The sequence below is a fragment of the Deltaproteobacteria bacterium CG11_big_fil_rev_8_21_14_0_20_49_13 genome (genome assembly GCA_002796305.1).
GTDB lineage: Bacteria > UBA10199 > UBA10199.
Window position 1 is genome coordinate 9,981 of the sequence record PCWZ01000025.1, and the last position, 11,254, is coordinate 21,234.

General features: G+C 50.1%; 12 protein-coding genes. All 12 read right to left on the bottom strand.

All coding sequences use genetic code 11. From position 1 onward, the window contains the following. Positions 1 to 124: 124 nt before the first annotated feature. The 12 genes from COV46_02120 to COV46_02175 all read right to left on the bottom strand — a co-directional run bounded on the left by COV46_02120 (position 125) and on the right by COV46_02175 (position 11,012). Positions 125 to 1,711 carry a succinate-semialdehyde dehydrogenase gene (locus tag COV46_02120; GenBank protein PIR17926.1) on the bottom strand — a complete coding sequence of 529 codons (1,587 nt, stop codon included), beginning with the start codon at positions 1,709 to 1,711 and terminating at the stop codon, positions 125 to 127. Then, positions 1,665 to 2,012, bottom strand: coding sequence for a histidine triad nucleotide-binding protein (locus tag COV46_02125; GenBank protein PIR17927.1), 348 nt, complete (start codon positions 2,010 to 2,012; stop codon positions 1,665 to 1,667). Before COV46_02125 ends, COV46_02120 begins: the two co-directional genes overlap by 47 nt. A gap of 56 nt (positions 2,013 to 2,068) precedes the next feature. Continuing rightward, complete coding sequence (locus tag COV46_02130; GenBank protein PIR17928.1) at positions 2,069 to 2,833, bottom strand: hypothetical protein; 765 nt, start codon at positions 2,831 to 2,833, stop codon at positions 2,069 to 2,071. 95 nt (positions 2,834 to 2,928) lie between these two features. Beyond that, positions 2,929 to 4,185, bottom strand: a complete 1,257-nt coding sequence (murA, locus tag COV46_02135) for a UDP-N-acetylglucosamine 1-carboxyvinyltransferase (protein PIR17929.1) — start codon at positions 4,183 to 4,185, stop codon at positions 2,929 to 2,931. Further along, positions 4,167 to 5,093, bottom strand: coding sequence for a protein-(glutamine-N5) methyltransferase, release factor-specific (prmC, locus tag COV46_02140; GenBank protein PIR17930.1), 927 nt, complete (start codon positions 5,091 to 5,093; stop codon positions 4,167 to 4,169). The genes murA and prmC overlap by 19 nt, the downstream gene beginning before the upstream one ends. 43 nt (positions 5,094 to 5,136) lie before the next feature. Then, positions 5,137 to 6,201 (bottom strand): peptide chain release factor 1, encoded by a 1,065-nt coding sequence (locus tag COV46_02145; protein ID PIR17931.1) that lies wholly within the window; start codon positions 6,199 to 6,201, stop codon positions 5,137 to 5,139. 246 nt (positions 6,202 to 6,447) lie between these two features. After that, a complete protein-coding gene (locus COV46_02150; protein PIR17932.1) occupies positions 6,448 to 6,702 on the bottom strand; it encodes a 50S ribosomal protein L31 in 255 nt (84 codons plus the stop codon). A gap of 103 nt (positions 6,703 to 6,805) precedes the next feature. Further along, a complete protein-coding gene (locus tag COV46_02155; GenBank protein PIR17933.1) occupies positions 6,806 to 7,195 on the bottom strand; it encodes a hypothetical protein in 390 nt (129 codons plus the stop codon). Between the two features lie 36 nt (positions 7,196 to 7,231). Then, positions 7,232 to 7,537 (bottom strand): hypothetical protein, encoded by a 306-nt coding sequence (locus tag COV46_02160; protein PIR17934.1) that lies wholly within the window; start codon positions 7,535 to 7,537, stop codon positions 7,232 to 7,234. Between the two features lies 1 nt (position 7,538). Continuing rightward, the gene (locus tag COV46_02165) at positions 7,539 to 7,901 is read right to left on the bottom strand and encodes a hypothetical protein (protein ID PIR17935.1); all 363 of its coding nucleotides are present in this window, start codon (positions 7,899 to 7,901) and stop codon (positions 7,539 to 7,541) included. Positions 7,902 to 8,175: 274 nt separating this feature from the next. Then, the gene (locus tag COV46_02170; protein ID PIR17936.1) at positions 8,176 to 8,739 is read right to left on the bottom strand and encodes a hypothetical protein; all 564 of its coding nucleotides are present in this window, start codon (positions 8,737 to 8,739) and stop codon (positions 8,176 to 8,178) included. Further along, on the bottom strand, positions 8,736 to 11,012 hold the full coding sequence (locus COV46_02175; GenBank protein ID PIR17937.1) for a pyrophosphatase: 2,277 nt from the start codon (positions 11,010 to 11,012) through the stop codon (positions 8,736 to 8,738). Before COV46_02175 ends, COV46_02170 begins: the two co-directional genes overlap by 4 nt. Between the last annotated feature and the right edge of the window lie 242 nt (positions 11,013 to 11,254).

Sequence of the window (11,254 nt, forward strand, 5' to 3'; positions counted from 1 at the left end):
AAGAAGAAAAAAATTCGACTCTTTTGTGAATTTATTCAGCTAACGTTGGGACAGCAGTGAAGTGCGATCTTTCTGAAGCTTTTTCAGCTCCGGTTGAACGATAACGTGAACGGGTTCGGTCTATCTAGCTTTTGTTGAAGGAAAGGGTTTTTAACAGTTGAGGTAGCGATCTTATTTTATCGAAAATGCCGCCGGTAAGAGTTTTTGAAAGGCTTTTAAGTGTATTGACAAGTTTTATGTCGTAGGGATACCACCAGAAATCTTTGACGAACGTTATGGGATTTATATGGATATGGTGGAGGTTCGTAAGCTCGTAAAATCCCCATGCGCTGTGGGTCCTGCCGAAACCCGAATGTTTAACCCCTCCCCACGGAGTTTGCGGTATCGCATGGGTATAGACGGCATCGTTTATGATAACGGTCCCTGCACGAAGCTGTTCCGCCATCTGTCTCCCTGCCTTTATTCCTTTTGTGAATATGTAGGCGTTAAGTCCGTATTCGCTGTAGTTGGCAAGCTGTATGGCCTGCCGGTCATCTTTGAACGTCATGATGGGGAGTAACGGTCCGAAACTCTCCTCATTCACACATGCGAACGTGTGGTCGACCCCTGTTATCACCGTAGGTTCAAAGAAATAGCCCGGCCCTCTTTTATTTCCGCCACATAGGATGTTTGCGCCCCTGCGGCGAGCATCTTCAACGTGGGCCTCGGCAATTTGAAGCTGTGAGAGCGTTGTCATGGGGCCAATATCGGTATTTGTGTCTTCTCCGTTGCCCATGCGGAGCTTCCCGGTTTTTTTAACGACCTCAGCTATGAACTTTTCGGCGATGGATTCATGGATATAGGCGCGTTCTATTGATGCGCAGCACTGACCGGCATTGGTATAGGTTCCCCAGACGACGGCGCTTGAAGCATGCTCTATGTCGGCGTCGGCCCTGATGATGGCCGCGTCTTTGCCGCCGAGTTCGAGCGAGCACGGGACCATGTTCCTTGAACAGACCGCTGCAATGTGTTTTCCGATCTCTACGGAACCTGTAAAGATTATCTTGTCTATCCTTGAATTAAGAAGCGCTTCGCCTGTTTCCGAACCGCCTGGGATATGGGTGAAAACCGATTCAGGAAAACCTGCGGCGGCGAACATCTCATTTATCTTATTTCCGACAAGAGGAGTTACCGATGACGGTTTTAAAATAACGCAGTTGCCGGCCATGAGGGCCATGGCGGCTATGCCTGCAGGTATGGAGAAAGGATAGTTCCATGGCGATATGACGCCCACAACGCCCAAAGGTTGGTGCGAAATGATAGAACGCCGTAGCATCAGGTTAAATATGCCAATACATATCCTCTTCGATGAAAGTATCTTTTCTGCATTTATGGCCGCCCAGTAAAATAGGTCGGCGGCGGGAAGTATCTCGGCCGAAATGGATTCGGCGATAGGTTTACCGTTCTCGCGTGTTATTGTGAGGGCGATATCGTCGATATTGTCCAGCAGATATTTGCGTGCCTTGAGCAGATATTTCGCGCGTTTTTCGAATGAGAGGCGCGCCCATGAAGGGTGTGAGGCCTTGGCGTTGGAAACGTGTTCTTTTACCTTTTGCTCCGGAGTCCCCGTGACCTTTCCTAACTCTTTTAATGTTGCCGGATTCGTTGAGATTATTTCGTTCATTTTAGCCCATCTTGTCGTCAAGCGACCTGCCGCCGAGCATATGGACATGAAGGTGAAACACCACCTGCCCGCCTTCGCGGTTTACGTTGGTTACGACCCTGTACCCTCTGTCATGAAGCCCCAGCTTTTTTGCGGTCTTTTGAACGGCCGCGACGAGATCGCTCATTATGGTATCGCCTTCGGCAATATCGTTGAGCGTTGCGTAATGTTTCTTTGGAACGAAAAGTATATGTGTAGGTGCGGCCGGGTTTATGTCCTTGAATGCGATCAACTTATCGTCCTCATAAATGAATGTAGAAGGGATCTGGCCATTAATTATCTTGCAGAATATGCAATCATCTTTATTCATATTTTTATTTCTTGACTTGCGCACCCCTCGACCAAGCTCGGGACATGCTTAGACACTTACGCACTTTCTGTATATGTGGGTTCGTCGCCGCTTCCGGGACTTCTCTCTTTTACAAGCGTAATGGCGCTCTCAAGGTCTATCCTCCCCTCATATAAAGAGCGGCTTAAGAGGGTGCCTTGTAAGCCGTAGGATTCCAGCGCCATGATGTTCTCTATGTCGTGTGCGGACGAAGCGTCCAGAGTATGAAATACCTTGATCATCGATTTTCTTAAGAACTCACGAATATTGGAGATGTCGGTCACTTTGAGATATCCCTCCTCTTCGCAGTTGGAATAGAATATGGTGTCGACACCTGCCTCTTTGAACTGTTTTACATAATCAAGGTCGCTTTTGTTGGATGCAACGGCCCAGCCCTTGATAATTACCTTGCCGCGTCTTACGTCTATAACGGTGGTGATCTTTTTAGGGAACTTCTTGCATAGTTCGGTGAGGAACGCCGGTTTTTGATATGCGGAAGTGCCAATTACCACCCTTGAAGCGCCGGCGGCTATATATCTTTCGACGGTATCGGAAGCCCTTATATTTCCTTCGATCTCGAACTCGAGTTTCAGGCCGGTCTTTATCTTATGAAGGACCGAAATGTTGGGAGATGGCCCCGCCGGAGGGGCATCAAGGTCGACAACGTGGATAAGTTCGGCGCTAGCCTTGAACCAGTCGTGTGCAAGCTCAAAGGGGTCGCTTTTAGTGGGGGAGGTGCCGCCGGTAGCCGATGGGGTGAGCACCAGCCCGCCCCTGATATACATAACGGGTATAATTAGCATGAAGTGTCTTATACCATATTTACGCGTCCCATGGAAGCTACTTTTCGGGGGACACACACTTTTTCAGGAACAAAAGTGTGTGTCCCCGAATTGCGTTAACCGATACGCTCTATGGAGGCACCCAGGGAGATGAGCTTCTTTTCGATGCCTTCATAGCCGCGGTCCAGATGATATATGCGCTGGATGGTCGTTTTGCCTTCTGCGGCAAGGGCCGCAAGCACTAAAGAGGCGGATGCGCGAAGATCTGTCGCCATAACGGGTGCGCCGGCAAGCTTTTCAACGCCCTTGATTGTCGCGGTGTGACCTTCTATCTTGATATCTGCGCCGAGCCTTAAAAGCTCCTGCACGTGCATGAACCTGTTCTCGAATATCGTTTCGTTGATTATGGAGGTCCCCTCGGCAACCGCCATGCAGGCCATCATCTGCGCCTGTAGATCCGTTGCAAATCCGGGGTAGGGTGATGTCGTTACGTCGGTCGTGGTTAATTTCTGTGGTGCGCGAACGGTGAAGCAAGAGGCGCCCTCTGTTCTTAACGTGCAACCCGTCTCCTGCAATTTGAGAAGGAGGGCCTCAATGAACTCTTGCGGACACCCTTCGATCGCTATCTCTCCTCCGGTTATCGCCGCGGCACATGCGAACGTTCCGGCCTCTATCCTGTCGGCGATTATCGTGTGTTCGGCAGATCCCAGTTCTTTCACTCCCTCAATGACTATCTTGTCGGTACCCGCACCGTCTATCTTTGCACCCATCTTAATGAGGAAGTCGGCTACATCCGTGACTTCGGGTTCGCGTGCGGCGTTCTCAATAACGGTGGTCCCTTCGGCAAGCGTTGCCGCCATCATTATGTTCTCCGTTCCCGTAACGGTCACATTGTCAAAATGTATCTTTGCGCCATTAAGCCTCTTTGCCGAGGCGTTTATATATCCTTCATCGAGCGTTATTTCGGCCCCCATTGCTTCGAGCGCCTTTAGATGAAGGTTTAAGGGCCTGGCGCCTATCGCGCATCCCCCGGGGAGTGATACGCGCGCCTTTCCGAACCTTGCAAGCATTGGTCCCAATACAAGGGATGACGCGCGCATGGTCTTGACGATATCGTAGAGGGCCTCGGGGTTATAAGTGCGTAAGTGCGTAAGCGCGTAAGTGCCGGAGTTGCATTGTTCGGTCGCTATGCCAATGTGATCTAGGAGCCTTGCCATGGTACGTATATCGGCAACATGAGGGATATTGTGCAGTATGCATTTGCCTGAAGAAAGAGTGGCCGCGGCCATTACCGGAAGCGCCGCGTTCTTGGCGCCTCCTATCTTCACTTCGCCCTTCAAGGGCCTACCGCCGATTATAACAAGCTCGTCCATATTACCCTTTCAATTCCTCCGTAATCTTTAAGCATCTCCACCTTATCATACGATCCATTATTTGCAATGAGAGACCTTACTTCTTCGGCCTGTTTATCGCCTATCTCCATGATAAGCGTGCCGCCTTTTACAAGGTGTGTCGACGCATCATTTATTATCCTTTTTATTATTTCAAGACCGTTATCGGTCGCGGTAAGCGCTGATCTAGGTTCAAAATCCCTCACCTCCGGCTGGAGACCGCTAAATTCGTCTTCGGGGACGTAGGGAGGGTTGGAAACGATGAGGTCGAACCATTTCCTCCCCTTTGTAAGGGGAGGGTTAGGGTGGGGTAGGGACCTCTCTACCTCCCCCTCGAGAGAGCTCTGGGCATGCTTACAAAGGAGGGGAGCAAACAGATCACCATTCATAAGAGTGATGCGTTCCTTCCAATTTTTCGTGTTGAACTTCGCGACCTCAAGCGCCTTTTCTGATATGTCGGTACCGGTAAGTTGCGCATTTGGCAGTTCAGAGGCGAGCGCCGCGATTATACATCCGCTTCCGGTGCAAAGATCGCAGATTGTGATTCGTGACTCGTGACCCGTGACCAATTTTAGTGTTTGTTCGACCATTAGTTCGGTTTCGGGACGTGGAATAAGGACGTCGGGCGTTACTTTTATAGGGACCCCGTAGAAATCCTGAACGCCGGTTATATATTGCAGAGGTTCACGTTTAACGCGACGCCGGATATATTCCTTGAACGTGGCAAGGTCCTTTTCGGAGACCGTCTTGTCGAACGAAAGATAAAGATCTATTCGCTTTTTATCGAGCGTGTGGGAGAGTAAAAGTTCTGCGTCAAGACGAGGGTTGGGTATCTCGTGTTTTTTGAAATAGTCGGTCGTCCATTCTATTAGTTTAAGGATGGTCCACATTGAGTTTGCTGAGTTGACCAAGTTAGATTGTTTTACAACTTGGTCAACTGCCTTTCATCGTTTCTGCCTGATAATGTGTGCGTAGCGATGTCACGAATTCTTCCAGTTTACCCTCAAGGACCTGGTCAAGCTGGTGTATAGTGAGACCTATCCTGTGGTCAGTAATGCGGTTCTGAGGGAAATTGTAGGTTCTTATCTTTTCGCTTCTGTCGCCGGTGCCAATGTAAGACTTGCGCGTCGCCCTTTCTTGCGCATCCTGTTCCTCTATCTTTTGCTCTAAAAGACGCGAGCGCAGGAGCTTGAGCGCCGTTGCCTTGTTCTTTAACTGCGAACGCTCCTCTCGGCACACGACCACCATTCCGGAAGGTTTGTGGGTTATCCTGACGGCCGAATCGGTCGTGTTGACGCCCTGTCCCCCGGGGCCGCTTGCACGGAAGACGTCGACCTCTATATCCTTCTCGTTTATAATTACGTCCACATCATCCGCCTCCGGCATTACCGCAACGGTCACGGCGGATGTGTGAATTCGCCCGCTCGCCTCGGTCTTTGGAACGCGCTGGACCCTATGCACGCCGCTTTCGTACTTAAGGTCGCTGTAGACCTTGTTGCCGCTTATGGTCGCTATTATTTCCTTGAAGCCGCCGATGCCGGTCGGGTTAGAATCCATTATCTCCACCTTCCAGCGCTTGGTCTCGGCGTAACGGGAATACATCCTATAAAGATCGGATGCAAAAAGCGCCGCTTCTTCTCCGCCGGTGCCGGCCCTGATTTCAAGAATCACGCTCTTGTCGTCGTTCGGGTCTTTGGGAAGCAGGAGTACCTTTAACTGCTGTTCGGTCTTTGTTACTTCATCTTCAAGACGGGTCATTTCTTCCTTAGCCATCTTCTTAAGTTCCGCGTCCTTTTCGTTATCAAGTATATGTTTGTTCTCTTCGAACTCTTTTACGATCTTTTTGTAGTAGCGATAGACGGTCACAAGTTCCGCAAGTGATGAGTGCTCTCTGGCGGTCTTTTGATAAAGGGGCCGGTTCGCCACGACCTCCTGTTGTGAAAGGATCTCGGTCAACTCGTCATATTTCTTCTCGACTGATTCTAGTTTTTTGAACATAAGCGAACGTTACCCCTGTCATTCCCGCCCGCTTCTCCAGAGCTTCAGCGAGGGGAGCGAAAGCGGGAATCCCATTTTTATACGCTAGATCCCCGCTTTTGCTGGGATGACCATTGTTCTTCGAAGAATGGTCAAAATAAAACCCACTTGAGATTACTCCCAAGTGGGTTCTAACGGCTCCTTATGAGCACTAAAGACATCAGAGGGGGACATATTTAATGCCGTTTAAGAGCCTTGAAAAATTGACTAATGTTTTTCGGTCTTTTCAGCTTTTTCAGCCTTCTTTGCCTTTGACGCAACCCCTGCCGCGAAACGTTTGTTGTACTTATCGACCTTTCCGGCGGAATCGATGATCTTCTGTTTGCCGGTGAAGAACGGGTGGCAAGAAGAGCATATTTCTACCGAGAGATCCTTACCCATGGTTGAGCTGGTCTTGATAATGTTTCCGCATGCACAGGTTATCTGGATGTCGGAGTATTTCGGGTGAATCTTTTCTTTCATATTATTACCTCATTACCTACGATTTCAGTGGGGGGCTTGCTAACACATGGAAATGGCCTTATCAAGTGTAAAATTTTGGGATTTTTTGAAGGATTCTTTTAAGCTATGCCCTGGCGGTTTTAATACTTGATCTTATAGGGTTTTTTGCATGCGCGGGGGGTCTGTTCTCGCAGGGGCCTGAGATGACCTTTTCAAGGAAATTTAGGAACGCCTGATCGGGGATGGCAGGGCGGACCTTTCTGCCGTTTTCAAGGGCATTTACCACATTTCTTGCCGTCGCCTTCTTCTGTTCGAACCTTGCGTTGGACGCAAAGCGCTCAACAGGTCTTGCTTCGTTCGCTTTTGTGCCGAAAAAGTCCTTGGAGCGCTGGATCTGCGGATCCGAAGACGTCGAACTTTGGTTCGTTATGTTCTTTCTCTCGCCGTAAGTTCCGCCTACCTGCTTTGCGATGTTCTGAGAACCTATCGGTTTGTGTGAATTATGGATCGCCATAATAATTTTTCCCCAAAAATGTTAAAAAACGCCACTTTAGTTCAAGATACCGAACTTTTCCGCCATTCCAAGAATAGCCGCCGCTGCGTTATCCTCTAAGAGATCCAAATGTTTCGAACCTTCTATCTTGTTCCAGAACTCGGCATCACTGACGCTCTTGACGTCGAAATCTACCGACCTGTAAGCCACATTTCCCGTGGCCTTGCGGGTGAGCTGGTTTATCACAAGCTGGCCGTCGCGGTCATAGTGCTTTCTGAACTCTGGACGCGTATGAAGAGGACATTCGCTCTCTATGAGCACTTCAAATATTTTTATAAGCTCTTCTTTTGAGAATTTTTTCATATTATTCAACCCCCTTATTATCGGAAATGCATGCATCTACCGATGGCTTGCAGAGCCTACCCACTGAATCTGCGGCAACTGCAATTCCCACAGTTGGAATAAGACTTTTTACTACCCAGTTTCCGAAACCTGTTGCTCTTTCCAAGAGTTTGTCTTTAGCGCTACCGAAAAGCGCGGCTGATCTTTTCACGTTGTCGGCTGCACCGATTATGCCTCTCAAAGCAGTTTCGGCCAGTCTGAGACTATTTTTAGGGACGGTGTTTTTGACCCCCGTAGGACCTGTTACTTCGCAGGAGCCCCTTGCGTTGTCGCATGTCTCGACTCTTATGCCGAGAGTCTTTAATGCCGGAAAATCTAGTGCCATAATTTTGCCTCCCTTTCGCCTCCACGGGAGATTATTGCAAGACCCTTGCCAACTTTAGTTAACAGTTAATAGCAAGTAGTGAATGGTAAAAATATAATAAAAACAACATGTTAAGTTTGAAGCTGTTTGCCTGTTCACAGTTAACCGTTCACTGTTAACTGGTGTTTTCGGGGTCAATCCTCCCCACTTGTCGGCCTAAAAGTCCCTGCATAAAAAAACGCCCGAGGTCTATAAAAACCCCGGGCGTTTCAGCTATCTGCCTAAAATAACCCCCCTACCTGGTCTTAAAGAATAGGAAAGATGACGGAACAGGGTAGGCGTTGATGCTTATCTGAGGCGCCATTCTGTTCGTCGAGTCTCCCATATCGGGTGTCGATTGACTCTTGATCTGCGTAAGCGATGAAAGCTCGCCGGTCCACTTAGTGAATGTGATGTTACCGCCGTTACTGTCGGTAAAGGTAAATTCGTTATTGTTCACCACAAAGTCGCTTTCGGTCTGTTCGATCTTTGGTCCACCACCGCCGCAATCGGACGCGTTTATGGTAAGTTTGTTGCCGGATACAGAGAACGTTGTCGAACATTTAGCATAATATTCGTTCGTGGTGGCGCCTGAAAGCATGTAGACGTCCATGTTGGCGTTGGCCTCAAAGTTCATAAGCATGCTGAAGGAGACGTTCCCGTCATCTTCCGAACCTGAGAAAATCCACTTACCGACTAATCCGCTGGCAGATATGTTCGTTTGAACTCCGCTGGGAGCGCTGTCACCGCTACTTCCGCCGGAACATGATACCAAGACCGCCGCGAACAGACACAGTGCTATCGATGTTGCTTTTTTCATATTTTGCTCCCTTGTCCCGAGCTTGTCGAGGGGCTTGTTGCAAGTCCGCCTCTTTTGCTGAAGATCACCGCTATCGCCAAGAGTCCAAGGCATACGGCCGCGATTATGATGCGCGCCTGTATTGAGATGTCGCGAATGACGAAGGGCGCTATTAGGATACCGACCAAGTTCATCACCTTAATGAGCGGGTTGATGGCCGGGCCTGCTGTATCTTTGAACGGATCGCCTACGGTGTCTCCTATTACAGCGGCCTTGTGGCATTCTGTCTTTTTGCCGCCAAGGTAGCCGTCTTCTATCTTTTTCTTTGCGTTATCCCAGACACCGCCGGTGTTGGCCATAAAGACCGCCAATAACTGGCCCGTGAGTATCGCACCTACCAAATATCCGCCAAGGGCTCCCGCGCCAAGAGTGAATCCTACAAGTATAGGTGTTGCAACCGCCAAAATTCCGGGGCCCAGCAACTCTTTCTGAGCCGCCGCGGTGACGATAGAAACGCACTTGCCGTAATCGGGCAGGTCGGTTCCCTTCATAATGCCAGGCTTTTCGCGGAACTGCTTACGAACCTCTTCAACCACCAGGAACGCCGCGCGTCCGACCGCTTTAATGGCAAAGCTTGAGAAGAGGAAAGGTACCGCGCCGCCGACGAGAAGACCTACGAAGACGAGCGGCATATTTACCTGAATTCCAACCGCTGACAATCCCGATTCGTCTATGAAAGAACGGAAGAGGGAGATCGCCGCGATGACCGCAGTGGCTATGGCAAGACCCTTTGTGAGGGCTTTTGTTGTGTTGCCGATGGCATCGAGCCATGCAAGGTTTCTGCCAGCCGCGCCGGCCTTTTCTTCCGTGATACCGCTCATCTCAAAGATGCCGTGGGCGTTATCGGTGATGGGTCCGTATGTATCCATCGCAAGAATGAAGCCAGTCGTCGTTAAGAGCCCCAAGCCTGAAAGCGCAACGCCGTAAGCGGCCATTGCCACGTTTCCGTGGAATATGAGAACCGAGCTTACAATGGTGCCGCCGATCGCTAGTATCGCCCAGACGGTTGATTCCATGCCAATTCCCATGCCGGCAAGAAGAAGCGTTGCCGCGCCGGTCTTTGAGGCATAAGCGGTCTCCGTGGCCGACGCCTTATCGGGATGTGTGAATACGTTCGTGATCCAGAGCGTTACGAGGGCAAGGATGATGCCGACCGTTGTCGCATATGTGAAACGCCAGTCGGGCGTTCCTGTTAGAGGATCGATAACGTAGAAGTAGTTAACCACCGCAAAACCGACTACAGATGTTAAGGCCGCAACCCAGTAGCCTATCGTGATAGGTCTCATCGGGTCTTTCATTGAACCTTCCTTTGCCTTAACGCACCATGTTCCGATTATTGAGGAGAATACGCCCACCGCTCTTACAAGCAGGGGGAAGATTATCATTTTAAGTGCAAATGCTGATGAGTTCTCGCCGTAAATGGCCTGGAACTGCGGGTCCATTAAAGCGCCGGCCGCCAGAATGATGGCCGCGACCAGCGTGACCTCGTAGCTTTCGAAAACATCCGCCGCCATGCCTGCGCAATCTCCGACGTTATCTCCGACGTTGTCGGCTATTGTTGCCGCGTTCCTCGGATCGTCTTCGGGAATGCCCGCTTCGACCTTGCCTACAAGGTCCGCACCAACGTCGGCCGCTTTGGTAAAGATACCGCCGCCGATGCGCATGAAGAGGGCCGCCAAACATCCGCCGAACCCGAAACCGATCAGTACCTTCATGGCGTTCTCGCGGAAGATGAGGAATATGATCGTCGCGCCCATGAGACCGAATCCTACCGTGAACATGCCGGAGACGGTTCCTGCGCGGAAGGCGAGTTCAAGCGCATGCTTGAAGCCTTTTAAGGCCGCGGCCGATGTGCGCACATTTCCTTTAACAGCGAGCCACATGCCTACAAAACCGGCACCGTAAGAGGCCATAACGCCCATGATGAAGGCTATGGATACTCCCAGAGGGAGGTTCCCTTCGTACATCGGCTTGTAAAGGAAATATAGTCCGACGGCGATGATGATAACGAACCATATCATCGTCTTGAACTGGCGCTTCAAGTAAGCCATTGCGCCTTCTTCGATGTGCGCCGCCACCTCCTGCATCTTGGCCGTACCTGCGTCGGAGCGGATAACGCTCTTCACAAGATAGAGTCCATAGAGGATGGAGATGACGGCCGAGCCGAGCACACTCCACAGAAGCGTAAATTCCAGATGGCCCAATGCCGGTAATACAATCGCTGATTCAGACATTTGTAATTCCTCCTTTGGTTGGTGTGGCGAATTAAATTTGTGGCATTGTACGTAAAGAACATCTTAAGTCAAACAAAAATGTTCTCTCGAAGTAATAACCTAGCCTTGAGAGGGATGCCATCCACACGAAAGTGGGGACATCGTTGTATTGTAAGCGCCCAGCGAACCGCATCTGGTTTTAGGTTGTAGTGATATGATAAGGAGGCTCCTGAAACATAAAAAAGGAGGCTCCGATGAACGAG